Origin of the sequence: Lactiplantibacillus paraplantarum, from assembly GCF_003641145.1 — a bacterium.
Lineage (GTDB): Bacteria > Bacillota > Bacilli > Lactobacillales > Lactobacillaceae > Lactiplantibacillus > Lactiplantibacillus paraplantarum.
On the sequence record NZ_CP032744.1, the window covers coordinates 674952 to 700845 of the forward strand.

The following is a 25894-nucleotide window of genomic DNA, read 5'->3' on the forward strand; positions in this document are numbered from 1 at the left end:
CCTTTCTACCTTAATTTTAACAGAAATATTAAACGAGCTATATTAAATAACATCAAGCTTAATATTTATTCAAAAATATGGTTAAAAAGCGCCTTCGCTACTTAAATCGCACCGCGAGAACTAGGCTGCCGTGCTATAATGTGAAAGTAAATGATTTTCATGAGGAGGAGGACTAATGACTTTCAATTGGAGCGGTTTATTGACCTTACAAAACTTTGTCCGGCTCCTTGACATTCTGGCGGTATGGTTTGTCATTTATGAGCTGATTGTGTTGTTAAGAGGCACTAAAGCCGTACAACTATTTCGCGGAATTGTTGTTATTGCCATTATTAAGGCTGTGAGTGTCTTGATTGGTCTGGACACAGTTTCGTGGATTATGGACCAAATTATCAACTGGGCAGTTATTGCAATGGTTATTATATTTCAGCCTGAAATTCGACGCGGGCTGGAACACTTAGGTCGGGGTTCCATGTTTGCGCGTGGTAAGCGTCAAAATGAAGACGAAGAGCGGATGATTACCGAACTGGATAAAGCGATTCAATATATGGCTAAGCGACGCATCGGAGCTTTAATGTCGATTAAGCTGGATACTGGCTTAGAAGATTATATTGAGACTGGGATTGCCTTAGATGCCGATATTACGGGTGAATTGTTAATTAACATATTTATTCCGAATACGCCGTTACATGATGGTGCCGTGATTATTCAGGATAATCAGATCAAGGTTGCCGCAGCGTATTTACCGCTGTCGGAAAGTAATCTGATTCCTAAAGAATTAGGAACTAGACACCGGGCAGCCGTTGGTATTAGCGAAGTAACGGATGCACTTACCATTGTTATCTCGGAAGAAACGGGTGAAGTCTCGATTACGAAGGATAACGAGTTGATGCGTGGTATGACACGTGAAAATTACTTGCGGTATTTCCGTCAAGTTTTATTGACGCCTGAGGATTCAACTAAACAAAATGCGCTCCAGAGTTGGTTTGGACGGATTTTCGGAGGAGGTCCCCGAAAATGAAAAAATTTATGAGTAGTAATTGGTCCATGCGTCTCTTAGCGCTGTTGTGTGCGCTAGTCCTCTTTGCTTACGTTAATTCGTTGAAGAGTACGCATAATGCCAGCGTCTTAACTAATAGTTCGTCAAAAACAACGTTGACTTCTAACCGTAAAGTCACAATCAGTGCACCGTTAGAATTGAATGTTAATAGTACCAAATATTTTGTGACGGGTTATCCTGAAAATATAAAGGTAACAATTGAAGGACCGGCAGCCTTGGTAACAACGACTGCCAATACGCAGAACTTTAAAGTGTCCGCTAATTTGTCTAAGTTGGCGGTGGGTCGGCATAGCGTTAAGGTGGAAGTTGACGGGTTGAACAAGGAATTGAGTTATGGGCTCAATCAAAAGTACATCCATGTTAACATCCAACCACGACGGACAGCTACTTACAAAGTCAGTGCGGACTTCAATAAAGCGAACGTTGCGGATGGTTACGAAGTTGGTTCAGCACGACTTGGAACTTCATCTGTTAAGGTCACGGGAGCTGTCAGTGAAGTTAGCAAGGTGGCAAAGGTTGTTGCGGTTGTTAACACCAATAAGAATTTAGAGAAGTCTGTGAACCAACAAGCGATCATTGAAGCGTTAGATGCCAATGGTCAGAATTTGAATGTCGTCTTGACGCCGTCAACCACGTCGGTGTATATTCCCATTACACAGGCGACGACGACTAAGGACGTGCCGATTGACTTGAAAGCCAGTGGCAAGACCACGGCGGACACGAGTTATTCGTTCTCATCTGATACGAAGTCGGTGACGGTCACGGGTACTAAGGCAGCGTTAGCGAAGTTGAAGTCCTTGCCAGTTAACGTTGATGTGACGGATGTGGATGCGACTACGACTAAGACGGTTGATGTTTCAACCAGTGATGAGGATGGAATTTCTTCGGTTAGTCCAACATCGCTCAAGGTAAAGATTACAGTTAAAAATGATTAATCATGACACTTTTGAAATGAGGTAAATTATAATGAAATATTTTGGTACTGATGGTGTTCGGGGAATTGCAAACTCAGGGTTAACACCTGAAATGGCTTTTCGTTTAGGTCGTGCTGGTGGCTACGTGTTAACGGAACATGCGGAAAATAAGAGTACGCAGCCACGTGTCTTGGTTGCACGCGATACCCGGATTTCGGGCCAAATGCTGGAAGAAGCTTTGATTGCAGGGTTACTCTCAGCGGGAATTGAAGTTTTACGCTTAGGTGTGATTACGACACCCGGTGTAGCTTATTTAGTCCGGATTCAGGATGCTGATGCGGGTGTGATGATTTCAGCCTCTCATAATCCGGTTGAAGATAATGGGATTAAGTTCTTTGGTGGCGATGGTTTCAAATTATCTGATGCCAAGGAAGAAGAAATCGAAGAATTATTGGATCAGCCTAAAGATACCTTACCACGGCCGGCCGCGGAAGGTCTTGGAACGGTTGCTGATTTTCCAGAAGGTAATCTCAAGTATTCACAATTCCTAGAACAAACGATTCCAGATGACTTAAGTGGTATTCATCTAGCAGTTGATGGTGCCAATGGCTCAACGAGCAACTTGGTTTCACGGATCTTTGCGGATCTAAATGTTGATTTTGACACGATGGCGACGGCTCCAGATGGTTTGAACATCAACAAAGGTGTTGGTTCGACCCATCCCGAAGCGTTATCAAAATTCGTTGTTGAAAAAGGCGCCCAAGTTGGGTTAGCTTTTGATGGTGATGGCGACCGGTGTATTGCTGTTGATGAACTTGGAAATGTCATCGATGGTGACAAAATCATGTACATTTGTGGAAAGTTTCTAAGTGAACGGGGGAAGTTAAAGCAGGATACGGTTGTCACAACGGTGATGAGCAATCTTGGTTTATACAAGGCTTTAGAGGCAGCTGGTTTGCACAGTAAGCAGACTAAAGTTGGCGACCGGTACGTTGTTGAAGAAATGTTGAAAGATGGCTATAACTTGGGTGGCGAACAGTCTGGTCACGTGGTCTTCTTAGACTTTAATACGACTGGTGACGGCATGTTGACTGGGATTCAATTATTACATGTGATGAAGGAAACTGGTAAGAAGTTATCCGAATTAGCTGCTGAAGTGACAACTTACCCACAAAAGTTAGTGAATGTTAAGGTTCAGGATAAGAAGGCTGCTTTAAGTAACGATAAGATCAAGGCCGTCATTAAAGATGTTGAAAATGAAATGGCCGGCGATGGTCGAGTTTTAGTACGGCCTTCTGGGACGCAAGATCTATTACGGGTCATGGCAGAAGCGAAGACTGATGAACTGGTCAGTGCCTACGTTGATCGGATTGTCACCGTTGTTAAAGCTGAAGTTGGCGTTGAATAATTAATTTATTAGTAAGACCATTCAAAAAGTCGTTGCTCTGATGAGTAACGACTTTTTTGTTGCAATTTAAACGGCATGGGCATCATATTAGTTGAAGTCGTCATTCTGATAGCATTATTAACTGCTTAAAACCAAAAATAGCCAGTCAAATTGACGCGCGGAGGCTGTCGTTGTAAGGCTACTTAAAGGCCATTTTTAGTACTAGTTCCTGATAGATTAGTGGATACGACGCCTGATCACCTAGGTCACCAGTACCTAGCAATTACTAACGACGAACATGTTAGTCGTTAGTTTGGTATTAATCATGATTCATAGTAAGTAACTAGCATAATACATTAGTAGCGCTTAAGGGTTCAAGTGAACCAGTTTAAATGCAAAAAAGTTACAAAAAAATCGAAAATCGGTGCTGACCTTGATTTATAAGCATTTGAGATTGGTATACACGCTAACTAACACATATACCAATATAATATATTGTTGACTTTTATCAGATGTAACGGTAAAGTTAACTTGTTTCTAGGAAATATACCAATCGGAGGATAAACTAGACCAATTGTTAATTGGTTAAAGCGGAATAGCGCCAGGACTTTAGAATCTAAAGTTGACGAGGATGACGTTTATCGATAATCGACGGGTGACGTCAGGGACTGCACTCTACAGGTCAATTACAAAAACTAGTTGTGAAGCTAGTGACAGATATTTTGACCACGCAGCTAGAAACAATTCAAACAGTAAAGGAAGATTAATTTATGTGTGGAATTGTTGGTGTAACGGGTAAAGATAGTGCAGTATCAATCTTATTGAACGGATTGGAAAAGTTGGAATACCGGGGCTATGATTCAGCTGGTATTTATGTTAATGATCAGGATGGTCATGACTATTTAGTTAAGGAAAAAGGCCGAATTGATGACTTGCGTAAAGAAGTTGGCGAAGCAGTTCATGGTTCAACCGGGATTGGCCATACGCGCTGGGCGACTCACGGTGAACCAAGTGTTGCCAATGCGCATCCGCAAGTTTCTGCGGATGGCCGTTTCTACTTGGTTCATAATGGTGTGATCGAAAACTTTGAAGACTTGAAGCAAGCTTATTTAAGTGATGTAACGTTCAAGTCACAGACCGATACGGAAGTCATTGTTCAATTAGTTGACCGCTTTGTAACCAAAGAAGGTTTGAGTACGTTGGCGGCTTTTCGTAAGACATTAGGTCTATTAGGTCATTCATCGTACGGTTTCTTGTTGATGGATAAGGAAGATCCTGACACCTTATACGTTGCTAAGAATAAGAGCCCGTTATTGATTGGGGTTGGTAAAGACTTCAATGTGGTTTGCTCAGATAGTCTGGCAATGTTAGACCAAACTAAAGATTTCTTGGAATTACATGATGGTGAAATCGTGGTTGTGAAACCCGATGAAATCAAGATTACTAATCAGGCTGGCGAACCAGTTGAACGGAAGCCATTCCATGTCGACATTGACGCCGCTCAAGCTGACAAGGGAACTTACCCATTCTACATGTTAAAAGAAATCGACGAACAACCAAACGTGATGCGGAAATTATCCCAAGTCTATCTAAATGATGCTGGTGATCCAGTGATTAATGCTGACTTGCTGACAGCCCTCAAAGCCGCAGACCGGCTCTACATTGTGGCTGCCGGAACTAGTTATCATGCTGGCTTGGTCGGTGCTAAGTTATTCGAATCATTAGCAAATGTCCCAACTGAAGTTCACGTTTCGTCAGAATTTGCTTATAACCAGCCGTTGCTATCAGCACATCCATTCTTCATCTTCCTGACCCAGTCTGGTGAAACTGCTGATAGTCGTGAAGTGTTGTTGAATGTTAATGATCAACATTTCCCAAGTTTGACGATTACGAACGTACCAAACTCAACGCTTTCACGGGAAGCAACGTACACGTTGTTATTGCACGCTGGTCCAGAAATTGCGGTCGCTTCAACCAAAGCCTATACCGCGCAGATTGCGTTACAAGCAATTCTGGCCAAAGCGTTAGGTCTTGCCGTTGAGCAACCAGCCGCAATGGCGTTCGACGTTAAACAACAATTGGCGTTAGTTGCCAATGGGATGCAAGGCTTGGTCGATGAAAAAGCAACTTTTGAAAAGATTGCGAAGAGTGCTTTATTGAATACCCCCAATGCTTTTTACATTGGTCGGGGGCTAGATTACGCGGTTTCATTGGAGACCGCCTTGAAGCTCAAGGAAATCTCTTATGTTCAAGCTGAGGGCTTCGCTTCTGGTGAATTAAAGCATGGGACGATTGCCTTGATTGAAAAAGACACGCCGGTGATTGGAATTATCACCCAGAAGAACACGGCTGGTCTGACTCGTTCTAATTTACAAGAAGTCGCTGCTCGGGGGGCTAAGACGATCACGATCGTCACCGATGGTTTAGCTAAAGATGGTGATACGGTGGTTTTACCAACTGTTGATGAACGGTTAACAGCTTTGCTCAGCGTTGTTCCTGGCCAACTATTAGCTTACTACACGAGCTTAAATAAGGGCTTAGATGTGGATAAGCCACGGAACCTTGCTAAGAGTGTTACGGTTGAATAATTAAAATAAGTGTGTGGGCACTAAGAAACGTCACTACTATTCGATGATAGTGGCGTTTTTTTGATTGTAAAAAAACGTATATAATAATAAACTATTGATTTTGATAAGAAGGTTGTAAACGCTATATGGATTTTGGTATGATAAAGTAAGCGATTGCGATAAAATGACTGATTAATCAGAATATTGGGGATGAGTGTTAATGTTGAAATATAAGTATTTTGCACAGCCAATTAACAACCTTGTGACCAACCAAACGATTTTGTATGAGTTATTATTACGACAGTGGGATGAAGAGCAACGTTGCTGGCAAATACCAGCGACGTTTGAACTAACACCGGCTGAATTAATTCAATTGTTAGATTGCGCTATTAAGGAATTGAATAATCATCATGTTTCTATTAACTTAACAGCACGTCAGTTTGCTAACCCGGCTTTTCAGGTTGCAATTAGCCGCTATGTGCATGCACACCTGTTACCTCGAGAATTGACCGTCGAACTGGTAGCGACGCCGGCATTAAGTGATTTACGGCAATTAAGCGTTGGGTACCGGGCGGCCGGTGTGCTGCTTGCTTTTGACGATGTTGGTTCTGATAATTTATTTCAGCAGATTAAATGGATGTTACCATACGTGAATACGGTTAAATTTGCGTTACAAAATATGCGCCCATTAGGGACCGCGACTACGGATACAATTGTTGCTACACTTAAATTCTGGTTCGACAAAGCCGAAGAGCAGCAAATGCTGTTTACTTTTGAGGGTATTGAATCAGCAGCGGATGTTCAACTGGCTAATCATCTAGGTATTACGCGTGGACAAGGTTATTACTTTTCCAAGCCCCAATTACCCGTGACGTTTATGCAACAACGTTGATATGCTACAATAGAATTACTATGCAATATGACTGGACGGTTATGTTGTTGATGAAACTTAATTGGCTAAGCAGTCACTGGACGAGATGATACTCGTTGTGCTGGCTAAGTACAAAAGATGGGGTGGATACTTGTGGCAATCAAATTAATTGCAACGGACTTGAACGGGACATTATTGCATCAAGATCAACGTTTTGACCAAGACCGATTTAAGCGTATTTTGATGCAGTTAAAGACGCTCAGTGTCCCCGTAGTACTTTCATCTGGCAATCAGTACGCTCATCTGCAGCAGTTATTTAAGAACGTTATGTCGGATAATCTCATCGTGGTTGCTGAGAATGGGGCGTCGATCTATGCGCATGATCAATTGATTTTTGACGGTAGCTTGTCAGCAGACCAACAACGACAATTTGTGACGGTTGATCGTCATCAACCACTATTCAAGGATGCTTATGTGATTTTAGTTGGTAGTCACGGATCTTATACCGAAGTAGGAGCGCCTGACAAGTTAGTTGCGATGGCGCGGCAGTTTTATGATAATTTACACTTAGTCGCGGACCTTACAAGCGTGGACGATAAGATTAAAAAAATCAGTGTTTCAACGCAACCGGCGCAAGCTGCTGATTTGGTTACGCAGGCCAATCACTATTTTGGTGGTCAGTTACGGGCACATGATAGTGGTTATGGCGTTGTGGATTTGGTTGATCAGCGAGTAGGTAAGTTACCCGCAATTCAATTTCTGGCTGCTCAATATGGTCTGACCGCAGCTGATATAATGGCCTTTGGTGATGGCGCTAATGACGTGCCGTTGTTGCAATATGCAGCGCATAGTTACGCGATGATTAATGCGCCGGCAGAAATTCAAGCAACGGCACAACACGTGACGACCCTTGATAACGAACACGATGGGGTGTTAGCTACTATTGAACAACGAGTCTTGCAGTCGTTTTAGATAACTCAGTACTAAATATGAAACGAACTTAACCCTAAAAAGGTGCGTGCCAGAATAGCTGCTGGCACGCACCCTTTTTTCTGTGGGCATTGTTGGTATCGTGACAAAACGATTCGCGATGAGTTTAATTATTGAAGCGGTCGATTAGGGTAGAAGAACTGTTGAATGCCGTAAACGTCAAGTGAAACGACGCGTTGTTTGAGCTCATCTAATGATAAACCTAAGTCACCTTTAAAATATAGTCGAAAAAAGGTTAAGTTATTGTGGATAAGAAAACTTGAGCAGACCTTAGCATCAACCGGGGATAAATGATAGTTTGTTTGAATTGTCGCTGTGAGACCGTTGACTACGGCTGCGTGAATTTTACGCGAGAGAAAGCTGTAATCATCGTTGAGTAAAATGACACGGTGAAAATCCTCAGATTGCCGAAAATAGGCTACTAAGCGATCAAAAATTAAGCCAGATTGTGAGAAAGTTTGTTTGAAATCCTGAGGGTCAATGAGGGCCAGAATCTTATCAGCGCCTTCTTGAATAAACGTTTCTGCAAGATCATCAATAGAATCAAAGTGTAAGTAAAAGGTTTTACGATTGATATTTGCGACTGTTGTTAATTCTTTAACGGTAATATCGCGGTAGCGTGGGTATTTTAACGCAAGTGTGCGAAACGCGGCTTTGAGGGCAGTCAGGGTGCGCTGGACACGTAAATCAGTAGCTGGCATTATTGGTCTCCCTTTTACAAAGATTAAAGTTGATCACGCGGTCGTGAAAACTAATTAGCGTAAATGGTTAGATTAGTAACGAATGGCTAAGATAGGCCACACATGGTCATTATAGTTATCATAGCATACTTTAACCGTGTGTACTGAAGAAGGGGTGTGCACGGGAAAGGTTAGGGATGATAAGAAATAAATGGCCGGAGCAGCTTATTTGGGAGCGTGTTTTGACATTTTTGATCGTAGATAAAAGAGACTTGTTCAAGAAATAATCCTTGAAAAAAGTCTCCTGGTTTATCTCGTATGATTAACGGATGAGATTAGATTTTTATTCACGTTAAGCTAAACATCGTAAATATTTGAAAAACGGTAAGCCGTTTGATAAGTCACGGGAACGTTGGGTTTGATAATGATACTGCCGAATGCTTGATGGTGAATCGCATCAGGTAATTTTTGTGCTTGTAGCGATAAGCCAAGTTGGGAACGCATCGGTTTACCACCATTGATTCGGTAACGATCATCACGATAATTAGTGGCGCTAGAAATTACAACGGCTGGGGCGTTAGTCCGCATCGTAACTTTGCGCCCACTGAGTCGGTCTAACAATTCTACTTGTGGATAGGGGGTGTCATTAAGGACGAAACCATGGTGGAGGCCACCCTTAATGTTTGCAATCTGTGGTCCGATTTCAACCGGATCACGAAAATCAAACGGTGTGTCAGTGACCCAGGGTAGTTTACCAGTGGGGATGCCGTGCTTATTCAGTGCGGCGTACTCGTCAGCGTTGATTTTTAGGACGTGGTGATCGATGAGTCGTTCTGCATCGCCACTTAGATTGAAGTAGGTATGGTTACTAGGATTGAACAGGGTCGTTTGATCACTTTTACCAGTGTAACTAATGGTGAATTTACCATCATTATCTAACACAAAGTTAGCTGTGATCGTCATCGTACCGGGATAGCCGTTCTCACCGTCTAAGGTAATATATTGCATGACGAGGCCAACTTGATCGCTAGTATGCAGTTTACGTTCTAGAAACCATGGTTCAAATGAGATTTGAGGCATGGTTCCGCCGTTTAGATGATGCTCACCAGCGTTCTGAGTTAAATCGTATTGCCGCCAGCGTGCATTTTTGATAATACCTGCGACCCGGGCAATCGTGGCGCCAAAGAAAGCTTGGTACGTGATATAGTCCGCGCCGTCGTCAAAGCCTAAAACAATGTTTGCAAATTTGCCATCTTTATCATGGGTTCTAATTGCCGTGACCGTGGCGCCCCAATCCATAATGGTGACACTCATATGATGATTGTTCACTAATGTATAATAATTAATCCCGTTCCCTTGATGTTCGATTATTTTCATAATGCGTTCACTCCCATAGATGCCTGACATGTTACCGCCTGCTTTTAGTATATTTCATTGTTAAAGGGATTGCGAATAATAACCCAGCTAAAGTGTATATTGTGCTGTTGATCACAAAACATCGAGGTGAATGGGATGTCATGGGGGCGTTAATGGCAGCGAACACGTCTCGGAAAGCTGCTCGGATGGCCGATGAACGACCACTTCATTTGATACAAGTGGTCGTTGTGTATTTAGATAATAATTATAATTCTTTGTTAATGATAATTAATTTTATTTTTGCTTGAGAGGCTTGTTGCAACTCGTGCCAAACTGGGTGGCTACTTGCCAATCAAATAAGGTGAACTAATTAACTTTATGCAAATAAGGATGGTAACTTAGGGCTGAATGTGGACAACTGCGGACGTTAGGAAAAAATTAATGAGTAAATAGAAATAATTTATCTATTTATTTTGACTAACTGTTGACAACGCTTACAATATCGCTTATTCTTAGTTTGTAAGGTATTTAGTTACCTTCTAATCAATTCTCTTTCTCTCTTATGCCGACCACTATCTGCTTGGATAGTGGTTTTTTTGTTTCGAAAATGCGGCATGAGAATAATCTTGTACTAGTGCTAATTTGTTCAATCATTAACAGGAACACCCGGTAAGAATCGAGAGGTGTGCTGCCACGTTTTGACACGAGTGCTCACCCCGCTTATACTAAAACGTGAAGTGAGGGATTGCAGTTGAAAAATCATGAAGTATTAGACTTAATTCAAGAGATTACGCGTAATGACGACACATCATACATGGAGATTGGTAACATGTTGATGAACGGCCGCGCTGAATTAGCAGCTGAACGGGGTTTTATTAAGCAAGTGCGGATTTTGCAATTAAATATTCCGCATTCAACCCATGTGGCTAAGTATGAACAATATATCAATGAAACGTTTACGATTCCTGATGAAACGATGGACCACTGGGAAGAATGGACCAAAACACCTGACATGCAAACCGAGGTCGATTTAGTCCTGAAAGAAAATCATATCGGGTAAAAGAACCAACAATGAATGTTTTAAAGTTGTGCTACGGTTCAATTAGGTGATTACAGTAGCATCGACCCAACAGTTGCACTTCCAGAATATTAATTCTTGAAGCGTAACTGTTTTAGTTTAGCGATTTAATAGCTTACAATCCGCGTCATATTAATTAATCTGTCATGAATCATGATTAAAACACACGCGCTCTAGCAATTGTATGCATTGCCTGGAGTTACTGTCCAACGTGTTAGCTAAGCGGATTCACGAAGAATGCTTTTGGGCAGTGAAATTGATTTGGCAGCATTTGACCTTAAAAAAGTATGGGCTGATCACAATCTATCCCAACAGGAACGAGCACAAAGTAGCCTTGAGGTTAAGCAAAATTGTGAGGACAATCGTTTTAAATGGTAATTTACGAAAGGGTCTATCGCGTGCTTGTCGGGGAAAATAACTTACAAACGACAACATCGGTGTTATTATCAATAAGCATGTTTAAGGAGGCGCGTTGGATGAAGAATGGGGTATTATTACAATTTATTCAAAATCATTTCCAGACCCGTTTTCGTTTTCGTAACGCGTTTGAGACTCAGCTAACCGTTCAGATTTTGAGCCGGTTAATAGGTGAACATCCAGAAAGTCTGTTATTAACTCGGTGCGATGTTGAAGTATTGGCGGGGTGTTCTTTGGATAACCCAGCGTTACGACGAGAATATTTTCCAAAGAGTGCCATGACACTGCTAGAAACGGCATTAGATGAGTTAGTCACATTAAGTGTTATCACGCAGCGGGACCAGGGGCGAATACGTTACCCGCTATTTCGGAGCGTGCAACTTGATCAGGTCTGTCAACGGATCGTGTTTAACTTAAACTTGGATGTGTTACCACAATTAACGGACTGGTCACGGGAGTTACAACAAGAACAGGAGCGATTTTAAGTGACAAAAAGTGTGATTGAAACTTTACGGGACCATCGAACGCGGCGACAATTTACCGCTGAATCCATTAGTGATGAACAATTTGCACAAATTATCACGACAGCACAGCAGATGCCGACGAGTCAATATTTACAAGCATATAGTTTGATTGAGATTACCCAGCCCGCACTACGGCAACAGTTGGCCACAATTACCACAATGCCAACGGTTGGTGAAAACGGCCGCTTATTAGTCGTGGTTGCGGACCAACATCGCAACGTCAAGCTGGCACCGGGCGCAACGACGCGCCGGGCACTGAGTGAATTTGATCGCTTTGCCGGTAGCATTGAAGATGCCACGCTGATTACAGCGGCGATGGTGATGGTCGCTGAAAGTATGGGCCTCGGTAGCGTGGTACTTGGATCAATTAACAACGACACGCAGGCGGTGATTGACGCACTGCACTTACCGGACTTAACGTTACCGGTTTTTGGTTTGCAGCTAGGGCACCCAGCGGATGTTCCTGAAAAGAAGCCCCGATTAGGGTTGCCCGCCGTGTTGTTCAAAGATACCTATGCTGAGCCTACCAGCTATCAGGCGGAACTAGAACGGTTTGATGGCGTTTTGAATCAGTATTATCAACATCGGAGTAGTCATGCCCGCACGGAACATCTGGCGCACATGACACAAGAAGCGACCCATTCGGCGGCCAAACGGCGGGAATTTTTGACAATCGCTCGGCGACAGGGCTTTCTGCCGGAATTAGACCAATAATCGTTACCATAACACTAATAATTAGAATGGCTGACCGCTTTGATCTACGGCTATTCTTATTACTATTTGCCCTCTTTTATGCCGGCATATTCCTGCTATTTCTAGCCAGTCACGCCTTCAAAAAAGTAGACGAACTACAATTATCATAAACCCCACGCGATGTTCATTAATCTGTCAGCAATCATGATTAAAACGTGCCATTTTTTAAATTCAAAAGCAGCCGGCTTAGGCCCGCTGGAAACAGTTCGAGTTAGCGTAAACTTTTTTGGTTGGTTCGTCCTACACCGACCTCTAGGCATTGTCAGAAACGCCTTCCAGTCGGGACAGTATTCGAATGGCAGACAGAGATGTACCCAACTTTTATTGGACTCATCATTGTTCTTCATAAACAGTAATTTTGTCGAGCAACTGTCAGGCAGAAAATGACATTGTGATAGCTTGCTATTTCGGAATCACCATAGTAATAATCGGACGTTTCAACAAAGTGGTTAATGTAACCCTAACCTCTCGTTTAAAGTTCCATTATCAAAATAGTCAGCAACCAATTGTACCGAGTTAAGTGGGCCGTTCATCAGCCATTCGAGCGGCTTACCGAAACGTGCTCGGTGCCACTGAAGCCTGTGCCTGCTACGCCAACGGGCTAATGCCAAGACCGCATTAATCCGTTGGCTAGGCAATGCTCAGCTTCAACCCGCGCCCCCACACAGGCTAGAGACTGGAGGGGCTGGGTGACAATGCTCAGTAGCCAAATTATTCTTAGTCGGAAGTGGGCTGCTTCCGGCTTAGAATAAGACTCGTATTTGAGACCGGGTGGGTTGGGCACGGGCTCAAATCGACGTCGGCTTACGTTCCAGCAATTGTCACCCAGCCCCGGAGGTCGGAATAGGACGATCATTGCTGACTAACAGAAACCCACCTAATCGGCACGTTTTAATCATGAAAAGCAACAAACACAGTGCGGATTATCGGATAGATGAGAATGGCAGTGATGGATTCAAGGAAAATAGTGCTGAACTAAAAACGTCGCGACTGACTTCAGTCGCGGCGTTTTTGATTAGAAATTTAGTTTAGTTGGTATTTGATTGGGCGTCGATTGGGGTGTGCTTGAACAGCTGGGCTGCTTTGACGGCGGCTTGCCAGCCTTGATAAAGGTTCGCACGTTGGGTCGCGGTCATTTTGGGTTGAAAGACGTCGCCGGTTTGGTGGATCGATTTGAGTTCGTCCAAATCTTGCCAGTACCCCACGGCTAGGCCGGCCAGGAATGCAGCACCCAGTGCGGTCGTTTCGAGGTCAGCGGCCCGGATGATCTTGACGTTTGAGATGTCGGCTTGAAATTGCATCAGCCAGTTATTACGAGCGGCCCCACCGTCGACCATGAGTGTTGGCATGGTGATATGGGCATCGTTTTTCATCGTATCAATGACGTCGCGAGACTGGTAGGCCAGTGATTGTAGCGTGGCTTTAACAAAGTCAGCGCGGGTGGTCCCGCGGGTTAAGCCAAAGACGGCACCACGGGTCTCGGAATCCCAGTAGGGTGCGCCCAATCCGGTAAAGGCGGGGACCACGTAGACTTCGTTGTGATTATGGGACTGTTGGGCAAGATTTTCGGATTCTGGTGCTGATTCGATTAGTTGCATGCCATCGCGTAACCATTGTAGGGCCGAACCCGCCACGAAGATGGAGCCTTCAAGCGCGTAATTGATGTGGCCATCAAGCCCATAAGCAATGGTCGTCAAAAGGTTATGGTCAGATAATTGTGGTTGTTCGCCCAGATTCATGACAGTGAAGGCGCCGGTACCATAAGTGTTTTTGACCATGCCAGGTTCAAAGGCCATCTGACCGAATAGTGCGGCTTGTTGGTCGCCGGCCATCCCGCTGATTGGAATTTGGCTACCATAAAGCAAGTAGTCCTTAGTCGTGCCATAAATTTCAGAGTTAGAGCGCACTTCTGGTAACATCACTGCCGGAATATTCAGTCGGTCGAGAATAGCCTGGTCCCACTGTAGGTCGTGAATGTTAAATAACATGGTTCGACTGGCATTCGTGTAGTCAGTAACGTGGTTTACACCACCCGTAAGTTTCCAAACGAGCCAAGTATCAATGGTCCCAAAAAGAAGTTCACCACGTTCCGCACGTTCTTGGGCACCGAGAACGTGATCTAAGATCCAGCGAATCTTGGTTGCTGAAAAATAGGCATCAGTTACTAAACCGGTATGTTGATGGATTAGATCACCCATACCATCAGCGATGAGTTGTTCAGCCAACGGGGCAGTTTGCCGGGACTGCCAAACGATGGCGTTATAAATGGGTAGGCCGGTCTGCTTGTCCCAGACAACGGTAGTCTCACGTTGGTTGGTGATCCCAATGGCTTCAATTTGATTAGGTTTAATATTGGCGTCAATTAAGACGTTGGCAATGGTTGAGGAAACCGCGTTCCAGATTTCAGTGGCGTCGTGTTCGACCCAGCCTGGTTGTGGGAAGTATTGTGGGAATTCTTTCTGCGCGTCGGCAACTTTTTGACCGGCGTGGTTAAAGATGATGGCACGGGTGCTCGTAGTCCCCTCATCAATGGCCATAATATATTTGGCTGACATAACTTGTTCCTCCAAAGATTGTAATCGATAACATCATCTTTGATGCTAGCACGGATAATGGAAATTGTGAATAAATATCAAAAATTTAATATATAAGTAGGCATCTAGCTGATCACTTGCAATTGAATGATTCACCCATACCAATCCTCGAAAATAAGGAAAGGGTTACCAACCTTGAATTGGTCACTCTCGCTTTGTACAAAGGTTAGTAACGGTATTGAACTAAGCTTAATGAATGTTTGAAAAGTAGACCAATCGGCATATGATGGGAAGCCAAAACATTTAGAAGTGGAGGTTTCCCATTATGCAAAAACGACGCTTTTTCCTTAAAGGTTCGGCCGCAGAAGTTGCTTGGCTCAATCGGCAAGCTACTCATGGCTATCAACTGACGGCGATTCATGGCTTGACGTATCAGTTTAAAGCCGTCCCACGAGCCCACCAGCTGATTGCCGAATACTTACCGCAGACGACGTTCCAAGCAATGACAACGGTCTTCCACCCACTTGCTAGCTATACATTGCGTGATGATATGGCGGTGGTTTATTCAGCCGTGACTCCTGAACAACGAGTGGTTAATAATGATCAGCAGTACCGATTGACCGTTTATCGACATGCCAGAGATGTTGCGTTGAATTGGCTCAATGGTTGGGTATTGGTTGTCTGGCTGGCGATGAGTGCGACAATTGTGATCAGTTCACAACTGCAAGCGACTCCACTACTGACGCGGTTATTACTACTTGGGTTGACCATTGGTGCAGCTTTAATGATTATTGGCATTATTACTGGGTGTCGGGCGGCTATTCGTTGTCATCGAGAAGTGTGTCGCTTGATACGTGTTACTGGGGATGATCGTGAAGCGTGGAAGCCAACCTTTCACGTGCTATTTAAGCACCAACCGGCCGTTCCTGATACGGACTGCTGGGATGATTTAGGACAATGGCAACTGGCGCTGCATAATCAGCGTGGTGACTATTATTTTGAGTTAAAAACAACTTTAAGTGAATTAGAAATTAATAACACATTAGCTCAGCGCCTTTCGAAGCAGGATTTCACAGTAATGTCATGGTTGGGTTTGTATGTTGTGTGATATCGAGTTAGTATTAATTATGTGAATTTAGTGTGACTTTTTCAAATAAAGACTTGTTTTCTATCACAAAAGCGTGTATAAATACAGACATAATCATTGCCCGGTAGTTCAGCGGTAGAATAATTGACTGTTAATCAAGAGGTCGCTGGTTCGATCCCAGCCCGGGCAGTTGGTCATGTTTAGTTAAGTAGCGGTATCTCATGAGGTACCGCTTTTGTCGACATTGTCGCTGACTAGTGCTGGTGTCTGATGGGTAGCAGAGCTTTAGAAATACTTAAGCAAAAAAGTTCTGACAAACCTTGACTATTATTGACTAAAGCCGTATACTTACTATATTAAAGTAAGTGATGTAACGTCACTCACTGAAACTTAGGAGGAATTCATCGTGACAGTAAACTTATATTATTCAACGTCCAGCAAGTCTAGTCGTAGTGCGCGAGCATGGTTAGTTGAGAATAACATCCCATTCAATGAACGCGACATTATTGCTAATCCTCTGGATCGCGATGAATTGAAACAAATCCTCCGGCTCACTGAAAATGGCTTCGAGGACATTGTTTCAACGCGTTCTAAGGCTTTCAAAGCATTACACATTGATTTGTCAGACTTAGGTTTCAATCAGTTGTTGGACCTATTAGTTGAAAAACCACAATTGCTCAAGCGGCCAATCATTTATGATGGTCGGCGGTTACAAATCGGGTATAACGAAGAAGACATTCGGGCATTTTTGCCACGTTCGGTACGTAAGTCGGAATTACGTGAAATTCAACAAAAACTTTATGATGATGACCAACAAGCAGTTGGATAATCAAGCGCATCTGAATTATAAACGTCACTTCAAGGATTGCTAGTAAATTCTTGAAGTGGCGTTTTTTGTTGGTGAACTAAGTGTTCAAGACGAGCGTGAATGCTGGCAGGTTTTTAAACGCGAATATGATAATTATTTTCTCAAGAAATGTTGTGAATACCATACTTACCAGGTTTTTAATCAGTTATGGAGCTTGCGATGAGTAAGCAGATTACTTGGTAAAATAAGTTGGCTTGTGTACAATGTAAAAAAGTCTTGAATGAAATGGAGATTTGGACGTAATGAGTGAACAAGACCAAGCAACCTGGGCAATACAGGCATTAGCCGCTTTAAAGACAACGGATAATCGAGTGATTATTGATAGTATTATTAAGGTTATCGATGACCAGCAGGCTGAAATTGAAAGTCTGCGCGGCTCAATGGAAGGACAATTATGGAGCCCGACCAGTTGGCATCAAGACCAGCAGGCGCAACATGCCGATCTTGATGAAACGACATCTTCACCGAAGTAGGTTAAACGATATAAAAGGACGGGCATAAGACTTCAAAACGCGTAGATTACTCGGCTTACTCTGAGTAATCTACGCGTTTTGTTTCCCACAACAATGATGCCGAAAATCAATTTGTGTTGTTTAACATGGATACGTGGATGATCACAAATTGAACAACCTCTGGCTTACCTTCATGTGCATCTAATCAGGTTGCTGTTAATAATCGGCCACGGTTGTTTTACGGTGATGGATAATGACTTGAACGATAGCGGCTAACAGGCCACCAATTAAGACACCGGCTGCGTTAGCGATGACATCATTGATGTCGCTACTACGATTGATTAACCAGTGCTGTGACATTAAATACTGCAGGCTTTCAATGCTGGCACCGACCAACAAGCCAGTTAGGCCAAGGCTGAATAGTGAGTAACGTTTAAAGTGCCGCTTAATCCCCCAGCCCAATGGAACCGTCAAAATAATATTTTCGATGAAGCCCAGGCCGTGAAGGTAAAGGCGGGTCAGATTTACTTGGCCGCCGCCCGCTGGCATAACGTAGACGGCGGTGCCATCAAAAGAGAGTGGGGTAAAAAGAATGACACTAAGTCCAAATAAGTAGCCTAGGCTGAGCAGCTGTCGCTTACGCATTTGGGGCTGGTGAGTGTGCACGAGGATCACTAAACAACTCAATGTAGCAACGATTAAAATAATTCTGAACGGTTCCCAACGCATTCGCTTCACTCCTTAGTAATTAATAACTGTATCTTACCGTAAACCTAGGGGTGTGAAGTGGTACGAGCACGAAGCTTAATGAAGGCTTTACCGGCTTAACCAAAACTCAAGTAAATCAGTGATTGGTACTATTCGAGTTCTGCTTGACATCAGTGCCGGTCAAACCGGGCTTAGTTGTCAAAGCCAGAACAATTACACCAATAACAATGATTAAACTGAACCAGAGCGCGATTTGGGTACCAAGGGTAGTTTGCGTTATGGAAGAAGCGGTGGTATGAGCTGGGTCCCCAACGTGATTAAGACGGCCATAATGGCGGTTCCAAGTGAACCAGAATATTGTTGCAGCGTATTAAATAACGCGTTACCATCACCTATTAACGGGGATGGTAACTGTTGTAGCCCATACGTCAATGCGTTGTTAAATAAGCAACTGAACCCAATTTGAAAGAGGACAAATAGACCAATAATCAAGCCAACAGAGAGGTGCTGGGCTAACAAAGCTAGTCCTAACGTGGCTAGTCCTAAAAAAATAGCGCCGATTTGAAATGGTCTTTGAACGCCGCGGCGATCCATCAATTTACCAGCTAACGGAGACAGAACGGCTGAACACAGGCTCCCAGCTAAAAGCATTAAACCAGATACTAGGGCATTTTTGCCCAAAGCTAACTGGGCAAAGTTGGGGAGAAGAAAGGTCAAACCAATCTGGATAAACTGAATAAAGAAATAAATGAGTAACGCCCGTGTGAAATCGCCCTGTTTGAACACGGCCAGATTGATCAGTGGGTGTGATGCTCGGCACGTGGAATGGGTAAAACCCAGTATTGCCAATACTGCAATGATCAAAGGTACCCAGACATACAACAAACTTAGTCCGTGGCTGCTCAGGTTATTAACACTAAAAATGAAGAGAATGAGTGCCGCAACGACCAGTATAAATTGACGTAATGGAAATGGTCGTGATTGTGGTGCACGTGTTTGATGAATCGTTTTAGCCGTAATCAACCAAGCAATTAAGCCAAACGGGAGGGTGATGCCGAAAATTAAGCGCCAGGATAATAGTTGTGTTACTAAGCCTCCATACGTTGGTCCGAGTGAAGGGGCCAGTGCAATCAACATACCGGCGGTTCCCGTGAAACGCCCTTGAGCGGTGAATGGGACCTGGGTCATAATTTGAGTGAAGACTAATGGTAATGCCAAGCCGGTTCCAATGGCTTGAATCATCCGACCGAGTAGTAGTAACCATAATTGGGGAGCTACCATACATAATAGGCCACCAAGGACGAAGCCGGCGCCACCAACGTTAATAATTGTCCGCCAGTGAAAGCGCTGCTGAATAAAGGCCGTAATAACCATGGTAGCGGCCACGGCGAGTAAGTAGGCAGTGGTCACCCATTGAACTGTTGATAAGCCGGCTTGAAATTGATGCATCAAGGTCGGAAAAGTTACGTTCATCGACGTTTCAACTAAAATACCGCAAAAAGCCAGGCCAGCGGTACCGAAAATTGCGACCTTAGTTTGGGTCGGAATGACTGATGTGCTTGTTGACAAAATAAAACCTCCGTTAATCAAGGCCAGCTCGTTTCGTGTATGAAACGACGCTTTTCTTGATCAACGGAGGTTCCGTTGTAAAGATATACAAGCATCAAAGACGACCTTGATGAATTTATTGATAACTTAATCCTAGCATATTATTGATAAAAATGTCAGCTCGGATTTTAGTCACTGACTTTAGCGTTCTGCTCGGCTAAGGTGGTTAAATGTTCAAATAAGATGCCTTCACGAAGGCCATTTTGAGAAAAAATCATCCGGTCAGAATCCAAGAAGCGCATCAGACTAATAGCGGGAATCATGCCACCGACAATAATATCGGCTCGGTCCTTTGCTAGTCCGGGAATGGCCGCACGACCGGCCGCATCCTGGCTGATAACAGTGTTGAACGTGTCATAGATGGCGTTGTCTCGTAATCGATAACCGTGAATATCTTCAAAGTTGAGAATGTTGCATTTGCGCCGGTTAATCTTGGCTAACGTCCGGTTACTGCCGCCTAAGCAGACAAGCGGTAAGTTGAGACCGTTTCGCAACCACCAGACACTATTAAAAATTTTATCAACAAAGGTCATCGTTTTAAACAATTGACTAGCGGTGACCTGGTCGTTGAGACCAAACTTTTCAGATAAACTGACTGCACCGATTGGCAAACTGATCAGCTCTTTGGCTTGGCCATTCACGATGAGGACGAGTTCACAGCTACCGCCACCAGTATCGACCATTACACAATTAGTCGTGGGAAGCGTGTTGACCACACCCAGGTAGTCGTAATAGGCTTCGGTCGTTCCGGGAATCACTTCGATGTCTAGGCCGACTTCATTTTTAACGCGTTTGAGGAATTTCTTTTGGTTACTGGCCTTACGCGTTGCAGCGGTGGCAACAGCCTTGATGTTTAAGTTAGGCAAGTCTTTATAGACCGCTGAAAATGACTTTAGAGCCGTAATCGTGCGGTCGATGGCATCGGTTTGAAGGGTCGGCGTGTCCGTAGCATTTTCATTTTCGGATAAACGGACCATTTCTTTGAGCCGATGCGTGACCGTATAACTACCATCTGCTTGAATCTGAGTAATTGTCATTCGACATGAATTGGAACCTAAGTCAATGACCGCAAAATTTTCCATCGCTAATCATCCTCTCTATCAAGATCCGAAGCGTCGGGTTCATTCTTGGGACTCATCATTGGAATGAATTGATGCGCGTTACTAGTCGGCGTGGTTTCGCCGTGATCGGCTTTAACAGCTTGTTCGGCTTCACGAATGAATTCAGCTTGTGAGTCCAAAACTTCTAGGCCCCGGCCATCTACACGGCCATACGTATTATCTGGTTGCAAAATGCGCGTCTTGACCGTATCCGCCCACATCGTTGCAAAAATCGTCATCGCCCGGTGACTGATCTCAGGTTGGAGTAGTGGGAATAGTAATTCGACACGACGGTTCAGGTTACGGGTCATCATATCCGCGCTGGATAAGTAAATTTGCGGTTCACCATCGTTACTGAAATAGTAGATGCGACTGTGTTCAAGTAGGCGGCCAATAATTGAGTGGACCTCGATGTTATCGGAAACCCCCTTAATGCCCGTCCGCAGACAACAAATCCCCCGAATAATCAGTTGGATTTTAACACCAGCGTGTGACGCTTCGTAGAGTTTGCTAATAATTTGTGGATCGGATAATGAGTTCATCTTCATCTTGACGACGGCGGGACGACCAGTTTTAGCAATCGCAATCTCATCGTCTAACTTCTCGTTGATGAAGTCGCGAATACCATCTGGCGAGATGTGCAATTTGTGGAAATACGGCGGCTCGGAATAACCGGACAACATGTTAAAGATGTTGGAGGCGTCGATGCCCATATCAGTATCAGCTGTGAAGAGACCCATGTCTGTGTAGAAGTGGGCGGTAACATCGTTATAGTTCCCGGTCCCCATGTGCATGTAGCGCTTAATACCTTCGTTTTCACGCCGAACAACGAGGGCAAGCTTACAGTGGGTCTTGAGACCAATCAGGCCGTAAATGACGTGGCAGCCCATCTCCTCGAGTTTTTTTGCCCAATGAACGTTGTTCTCTTCGTCAAACCGGGCTTTAACTTCCACAAGAACGGTGACCTGCTTACCATTTTGCGCCGCTTGGCCAAGATATTTGATAATTGGTGAATCGGCCGATACACGGTACAGCGTCATTTTAATGGCCAAAACATCATTATCTTCAGCGGCTTCATGAACAAAGTCCACGACGGGCTTGAAATCATCGTACGGATATTGCATTAAAATATCGTGGTCCTTGATTAAATCAAAAATGGAACGTTCACGATATTTTGCGGGATAGTAGGCGTGGTATTTCGGGTAGTTTAAGTCTTCGTGGCCCTGCACAGCTTTTACCAACTTGGATAAGAAAGTCAGATTAAGTGGCCCGTTGATGATGTACAGCGCGCTTTCGTTGATTCCGAGAGATTTGGCAAGGCGGGTGCGCTGATGTTTACTCATACTTTTTTCGACTTCTAGGCGCATCACTTTGCCCCGTTCACGCATCTTCAACTGTTTTTGAACTTCCTTCAATAAGTCGGAAGTATCTTCTTCGGCCACGTCTAGATCCAAGTCCCGCATGACGCGGTAACAGCTGGTTTCTTTAACCGTGTAATTGATAAATAGTGAGCCAACGAAGGCTTTAATAATTTCCTCAATCAAAATAAACTGATTGGGCGCCCCTGGTAAGACGACTACGCGGGGAAAAACATCAGGAACTTGTACGGTGGCAAACTTGCGATCCTTCTTGTCACCATTCTTATAAATACGCAGGGCGATGTTGAGTGTATTATTCCCAATGAACGGGAATGGGCGTGAAGAGTCATCGGCCATCGGTGTTAAAGCCGGGTATAGCTCATCGTCAAAATAATTCTTAACAAAGGTGTGTTGTTCAGCATTTAAATCGGCCATCGACAATAGGTGAATCGCATGTTGCTCTAGTAATGGTAACAACGAGCGGTTCAGCGTGTTATATTGACGTTTGACCATCTCATGCGCTTTGTCGCTAATTGCACTGACTTGATCAGCCGCGGTTAGTCCTGCGGGATCGGGTTTGGTGTAGTTCACTGACATTAATTTGCGCAGTGAGGCGACTCGGACCGTGAAGAATTCGTCAAGGTTGCTTTGAGTAATTCCAAGAAAACGCACGCGTTCAAGCAGTGGATTATCCTTGTCGCGGGCTTCATCAAGAACACGGTAATTAAAATCAAGCCAGCTGAGCTCACGGTTTGTATAATAACTTTCTTTATAATAATTCATGTTAACGTACCCCCCGTAGTTTAATCACTGGTGTTAGACCAAAGACTTCCTTAAAAAATTCCGCTTTTTGTGCGAATACCCAATTTTCTAAGAAGAGGTCATCATGGGAAAAACAAGTGATGATGACCCGTGGGTTGCGGATGGAAACCGAAATTTTGTTGATTTTTTGTTTGCGACCATCATCTAGAGCATCGGCAATTCGTAAGATAGCAGATAGTTTCGATACTAGCAGCCGTTGTTCGACTTGTAAGTGTTCGAAATGGCGAATGTCTTTCGATGGCGTTTGCGCGCTGTGGTAACGTGAAATCAAGGCAACCATCCGTTTTTCAGTATCGGTTAGTCCCATTAGTTCCGTCGCTTGCAAGATGTAATCTGAATGTAAATAATGCTGGTGTGGATCGATATAACTACCAACATCATGCACGATGGCGGCTACCTGTAAAAGTAATCGCTCGCGTTTACCTAAGTGGTGTAACGGTTTGAGCTGATCAAAGAGGTGTAGTGAGAACTTGGTGACCAAGTCACGGTGTTGAGGCTCAACATTGTAGCGGTCAGCAATATTCTTAGCCGCAGTGACGATTTGATCGTCAAAGTTGTATTTCTTGTAGCCCAGTTTGACGGCTTCTTGGATAATTAGTCCGTCCAGTACGGTGACGTTGCCTAGCCAGATTTTTTCAGCGTTAGTAAGTTGTAATAGTTCATTGATAAGTAGTAGCTCGGGTACGATCAGGCGCACGTCTTCTTCATCGACTTCGTATTTATCCATTAAATACTGGTCGGAGGCATTAAGGACGTCATCATATAAGGCCTGAAAGTCCGCTTTACTAAGTTCTTCGACACCAGCTTTAGATTGTTGCTGGCGAAAAAGGGTAGCAAACGGTGCAACACCGAGCATAACCACGTTGCTTGGCTGGTCCCGACGTCCGGGTAGGAAACGGCCAAAATCAATGATTTGACTAGAAATGTAGTCGTCCAGAACTTCAACATAGTTGGGAACACTGGATTGCAAGTCTTCGAGGACTTCGGCAATTCTGACGGGTCCTAAGCGAAGACTGCGGGAAAAGACAAAATTACTCTGATCGTAGTGGGAAATACCGACACTGCCGGAGTTGATCCCCAATAAGTAAGTTGGTTTAGTGATCATTTGTTTGAAGCGTGGAAAGTGGACGGCTACTGCGACTGAACGCAGATAGGTTTCTTGACTGCTAGATAACCAGTCGATTTTGAGACCAGTCCGGACGAGCAACTGGTCTTGAATATAGTCGGCATTGTTGGCGGATGACAAGGACCACGACCCCCATAGATGGTAGTCCTTAACGCCATAATCGTTCATGATTTGGACAAAACCACTCAGTGCTTGGGCGGCTTGTTCCACCGAATCATAATCGATCGTATGCTGATCATAGATATCTTCACCAAGTGAAACGTCGGAACGAACTCGTTCAACTTGGCGTAATGTGCGTAGGTTGACGATCGACAATTCAATACTCTGAACGTTGATCATCATAATTCCAAATAATTTTGCTGCCATGGCGATCCCCCATTTAATGATTTCCTGACCCCCAATAGGGTTAAAGGCACGTATTTATTTTAAGTTTAACACAGGTTGGGGTTAGTTAAATTAGTATTTTAGTGGTGTAACAGTTAGTGATTGCTTTTAGTTTACATTCGTAAGTTAAGGGCGATGGAAGTGGTCGGTAACTTAACGTGAGCGCTATGGACACTCATATTAGGACTTAAATCAGTGACAGTATTAAGATGTTTTGATTGAGTCATGCCAGACTAATAACGTATGAATAAGATAAAAGGCGTGGTTCAGCCGCAACGAGTACGCCTGAACCACGCCAGTTAATGTTATAAGATTTCGTGATTATCGATAATTAGTTTGTTCAGATGTTTTTCAACTCGTTTATCCGTTGGCGGTAACTGCATGTAATCACCATACATTCTGGTTAGGATGGCATCATAGGCACTGGGGATTTTGACTTGAATATCCTCAAATGGTGTTAAGGTTAATTCAGTTAACTCCTGGTAGGACATAATTTCCTTTTCGTAGTCGTATTGGGACGCGAGGTTCTTATAAGTTCGTGAATCCGACTGTTCATATAAGCGCATGTATTCTTCGCGCTCCTGTTTGTGACGATTGACTTCAGCTAACTGCTGAGGTGTATGTTTCGTGATTAAATTACGTAGTGGTGTTTTGACAAAGTTATAATTTAACTTTAGTAGAATGGCAGCATCAGCTAATTTGTAGTGCAGCATTTGTGAGCGTCGTAACGCTTCATCATCTGGGATCTTATCAAAGGGAAAGATATCGACAAACACGCCCTTAAAAGCATTGTTAACATTGTTCTTTTCTTCAATATAAGTATTGACGTCTAGTAGTTTCATATAACTCAGTGCGTAATCAGGGTCCGAAGCGCCCGTCTGCAGGAAGAATTCGTTGGGGTTAAGGTGGCGGTTGGCAACCGTAATAAAGCGCTGATATTCACTACGGCGCATTCCAATATCGATGTCATCGTCCCATGGGATAAACCCATGATGACGGATGGCACCGAGCAGTGAGCCGCCAATTAGGAAATAGTCGATATTTTCGGCATCACAGATTGCAATTACGGTACGCATCAAGCGTAATTCAACTTGGTGTAAGGGTGTCAAGGACATGTACTCGTCTCCTTTTACGTAAGCGTTTCAACTAACTCAATCATACACTTTGTTGATCAAAATTGTTAGGGAGGATGCTTAACGTTGTGATCTGCGAGTTATTGCGTGCGAAACAGTTAAAGGCGTGTTATATTTGGT

21 protein-coding genes and 1 tRNA gene are annotated in these 25894 nt (G+C 43.8%); 13 read left to right on the forward strand and 9 right to left on the reverse strand.

All coding sequences use genetic code 11. From position 1 onward, the window contains the following. Positions 1 to 175: 175 nt before the first annotated feature. The 6 genes from cdaA (at position 176) to LP667_RS03225 (ending at position 7768) form a co-directional block, all read left to right on the forward strand. Complete coding sequence (gene cdaA / locus LP667_RS03200; protein ID WP_021730617.1) at positions 176 to 1018, forward strand: diadenylate cyclase CdaA; 843 nt, start codon at positions 176 to 178, stop codon at positions 1016 to 1018. Continuing rightward, on the forward strand, positions 1015 to 1992 hold the full coding sequence (locus tag LP667_RS03205; protein WP_021730618.1) for a CdaR family protein: 978 nt from the start codon (positions 1015 to 1017) through the stop codon (positions 1990 to 1992). Before cdaA ends, LP667_RS03205 begins: the two co-directional genes overlap by 4 nt. A 31-nt stretch (positions 1993 to 2023) precedes the next feature. Next, positions 2024 to 3379: a phosphoglucosamine mutase gene (gene glmM / locus LP667_RS03210; RefSeq protein ID WP_021730619.1), complete on the forward strand. Its 1356-nt coding sequence runs from the start codon at positions 2024 to 2026 to the stop codon at positions 3377 to 3379. A 749-nt stretch (positions 3380 to 4128) separates the two neighbouring features. Continuing rightward, a complete protein-coding gene (gene glmS, locus LP667_RS03215; protein WP_021730620.1) occupies positions 4129 to 5946 on the forward strand; it encodes a glutamine--fructose-6-phosphate transaminase (isomerizing) in 1818 nt (605 codons plus the stop codon). A gap of 199 nt (positions 5947 to 6145) precedes the next feature. Then, complete coding sequence (locus LP667_RS03220) at positions 6146 to 6817, forward strand: EAL domain-containing protein (protein WP_021730621.1); 672 nt, start codon at positions 6146 to 6148, stop codon at positions 6815 to 6817. Between the two features lie 132 nt (positions 6818 to 6949). After that, positions 6950 to 7768, forward strand: a complete 819-nt coding sequence (locus LP667_RS03225) for a Cof-type HAD-IIB family hydrolase (RefSeq protein ID WP_021730622.1) — start codon at positions 6950 to 6952, stop codon at positions 7766 to 7768. Positions 7769 to 7896: 128 nt separating this feature from the next. Here LP667_RS03225 and LP667_RS03230 read toward each other — a convergent pair whose 3' ends face one another. Next, a complete protein-coding gene (locus LP667_RS03230) occupies positions 7897 to 8487 on the reverse strand; it encodes a TetR/AcrR family transcriptional regulator (protein WP_021730117.1) in 591 nt (196 codons plus the stop codon). A 336-nt stretch (positions 8488 to 8823) separates the two neighbouring features. Then, positions 8824 to 9873 (reverse strand): aldose epimerase family protein, encoded by a 1050-nt coding sequence (locus LP667_RS03235; protein ID WP_021730118.1) that lies wholly within the window; start codon positions 9871 to 9873, stop codon positions 8824 to 8826. A gap of 700 nt (positions 9874 to 10573) precedes the next feature. On the opposite strand from LP667_RS03235, the gene LP667_RS03240 reads away from it, so the two are divergent. The 3 genes from LP667_RS03240 to LP667_RS03250 all read left to right on the forward strand — a co-directional run bounded on the left by LP667_RS03240 (position 10574) and on the right by LP667_RS03250 (position 12555). Then, a complete protein-coding gene (locus LP667_RS03240; protein ID WP_033609198.1) occupies positions 10574 to 10882 on the forward strand; it encodes a hypothetical protein in 309 nt (102 codons plus the stop codon). A gap of 494 nt (positions 10883 to 11376) precedes the next feature. After that, positions 11377 to 11802: a hypothetical protein gene (locus LP667_RS03245; RefSeq protein WP_021730122.1), complete on the forward strand. Its 426-nt coding sequence runs from the start codon at positions 11377 to 11379 to the stop codon at positions 11800 to 11802. Further along, a complete protein-coding gene (locus tag LP667_RS03250) occupies positions 11803 to 12555 on the forward strand; it encodes a nitroreductase family protein (protein ID WP_021730123.1) in 753 nt (250 codons plus the stop codon). It abuts the gene before it with no gap. A gap of 1067 nt (positions 12556 to 13622) precedes the next feature. Here the strand turns inward: LP667_RS03250 and glpK are convergent. Next, positions 13623 to 15149, reverse strand: coding sequence for a glycerol kinase GlpK (glpK, locus tag LP667_RS03270; protein WP_021730125.1), 1527 nt, complete (start codon positions 15147 to 15149; stop codon positions 13623 to 13625). 304 nt (positions 15150 to 15453) lie between these two features. Here glpK and LP667_RS03275 point away from each other — a divergent pair, with 304 nt between their 5' ends. The 4 genes from LP667_RS03275 to LP667_RS03290 all read left to right on the forward strand — a co-directional run bounded on the left by LP667_RS03275 (position 15454) and on the right by LP667_RS03290 (position 17556). Next, positions 15454 to 16236, forward strand: coding sequence for a hypothetical protein (locus tag LP667_RS03275; RefSeq protein ID WP_021730126.1), 783 nt, complete (start codon positions 15454 to 15456; stop codon positions 16234 to 16236). A 97-nt stretch (positions 16237 to 16333) separates the two neighbouring features. Next, positions 16334 to 16405 (forward strand) — tRNA-Asn (locus LP667_RS03280). A 216-nt stretch (positions 16406 to 16621) separates the two neighbouring features. Continuing rightward, positions 16622 to 17044: a Spx/MgsR family RNA polymerase-binding regulatory protein gene (locus LP667_RS03285; protein ID WP_003641090.1), complete on the forward strand. Its 423-nt coding sequence runs from the start codon at positions 16622 to 16624 to the stop codon at positions 17042 to 17044. Between the two features lie 281 nt (positions 17045 to 17325). Then, on the forward strand, positions 17326 to 17556 hold the full coding sequence (locus LP667_RS03290) for a hypothetical protein (protein WP_021730127.1): 231 nt from the start codon (positions 17326 to 17328) through the stop codon (positions 17554 to 17556). 195 nt (positions 17557 to 17751) lie between these two features. On the opposite strand, the gene LP667_RS03295 is transcribed toward LP667_RS03290, so the two are convergent. The 6 genes from LP667_RS03295 to LP667_RS03320 all read right to left on the reverse strand — a co-directional run bounded on the left by LP667_RS03295 (position 17752) and on the right by LP667_RS03320 (position 25756). Further along, on the reverse strand, positions 17752 to 18264 hold the full coding sequence (locus tag LP667_RS03295; protein ID WP_021730128.1) for a VanZ family protein: 513 nt from the start codon (positions 18262 to 18264) through the stop codon (positions 17752 to 17754). Between the two features lie 255 nt (positions 18265 to 18519). Further along, positions 18520 to 19812 carry an MFS transporter gene (locus tag LP667_RS03300; protein ID WP_021730129.1) on the reverse strand — a complete coding sequence of 431 codons (1293 nt, stop codon included), beginning with the start codon at positions 19810 to 19812 and terminating at the stop codon, positions 18520 to 18522. A gap of 167 nt (positions 19813 to 19979) precedes the next feature. Further along, the gene (gene ppx, locus LP667_RS03305; RefSeq protein ID WP_021730130.1) at positions 19980 to 20933 is read right to left on the reverse strand and encodes an exopolyphosphatase; all 954 of its coding nucleotides are present in this window, start codon (positions 20931 to 20933) and stop codon (positions 19980 to 19982) included. A 2-nt stretch (positions 20934 to 20935) separates the two neighbouring features. Beyond that, on the reverse strand, positions 20936 to 23092 hold the full coding sequence (locus LP667_RS03310; protein WP_021730131.1) for an RNA degradosome polyphosphate kinase: 2157 nt from the start codon (positions 23090 to 23092) through the stop codon (positions 20936 to 20938). A gap of 1 nt (position 23093) precedes the next feature. Next, positions 23094 to 24623, reverse strand: coding sequence for a Ppx/GppA phosphatase family protein (locus LP667_RS03315; RefSeq protein WP_021730132.1), 1530 nt, complete (start codon positions 24621 to 24623; stop codon positions 23094 to 23096). 323 nt (positions 24624 to 24946) lie between these two features. Then, a complete protein-coding gene (locus tag LP667_RS03320) occupies positions 24947 to 25756 on the reverse strand; it encodes a LicD family protein (RefSeq protein WP_021730133.1) in 810 nt (269 codons plus the stop codon). Positions 25757 to 25894 lie beyond the last annotated feature (138 nt).

Bases quoted from the DNA above. Each gene is read 5' to 3' on its own strand.
- cdaA (WP_021730617.1), top strand. From the start codon at position 176: ATGACTTTCAATTGGAGCGGTTTATTGACCTTACAAAACTTTGTCCGG.
- LP667_RS03205 (WP_021730618.1), top strand. From the start codon at position 1,015: ATGAAAAAATTTATGAGTAGTAATTGGTCCATGCGTCTCTTAGCGCTG.
- glmM (WP_021730619.1), top strand. From the start codon at position 2,024: ATGAAATATTTTGGTACTGATGGTGTTCGGGGAATTGCAAACTCAGGG.
- glmS (WP_021730620.1), top strand. From the start codon at position 4,129: ATGTGTGGAATTGTTGGTGTAACGGGTAAAGATAGTGCAGTATCAATC.
- LP667_RS03220 (WP_021730621.1), top strand. From the start codon at position 6,146: ATGTTGAAATATAAGTATTTTGCACAGCCAATTAACAACCTTGTGACC.
- LP667_RS03230 (WP_021730117.1), bottom strand. From the start codon at position 8,487: ATGCCAGCTACTGATTTACGTGTCCAGCGCACCCTGACTGCCCTCAAA.
- LP667_RS03235 (WP_021730118.1), bottom strand. From the start codon at position 9,873: ATGTCAGGCATCTATGGGAGTGAACGCATTATGAAAATAATCGAACAT.
- LP667_RS03245 (WP_021730122.1), top strand. From the start codon at position 11,377: ATGAAGAATGGGGTATTATTACAATTTATTCAAAATCATTTCCAGACC.
- glpK (WP_021730125.1), bottom strand. From the start codon at position 15,149: ATGTCAGCCAAATATATTATGGCCATTGATGAGGGGACTACGAGCACC.
- LP667_RS03275 (WP_021730126.1), top strand. From the start codon at position 15,454: ATGCAAAAACGACGCTTTTTCCTTAAAGGTTCGGCCGCAGAAGTTGCT.
- LP667_RS03290 (WP_021730127.1), top strand. From the start codon at position 17,326: ATGAGTGAACAAGACCAAGCAACCTGGGCAATACAGGCATTAGCCGCT.
- LP667_RS03295 (WP_021730128.1), bottom strand. From the start codon at position 18,264: ATGCGTTGGGAACCGTTCAGAATTATTTTAATCGTTGCTACATTGAGT.
- ppx (WP_021730130.1), bottom strand. From the start codon at position 20,933: ATGGAAAATTTTGCGGTCATTGACTTAGGTTCCAATTCATGTCGAATG.
- LP667_RS03310 (WP_021730131.1), bottom strand. From the start codon at position 23,092: ATGAATTATTATAAAGAAAGTTATTATACAAACCGTGAGCTCAGCTGG.
- LP667_RS03315 (WP_021730132.1), bottom strand. From the start codon at position 24,623: ATGGCAGCAAAATTATTTGGAATTATGATGATCAACGTTCAGAGTATT.
- LP667_RS03320 (WP_021730133.1), bottom strand. From the start codon at position 25,756: ATGTCCTTGACACCCTTACACCAAGTTGAATTACGCTTGATGCGTACC.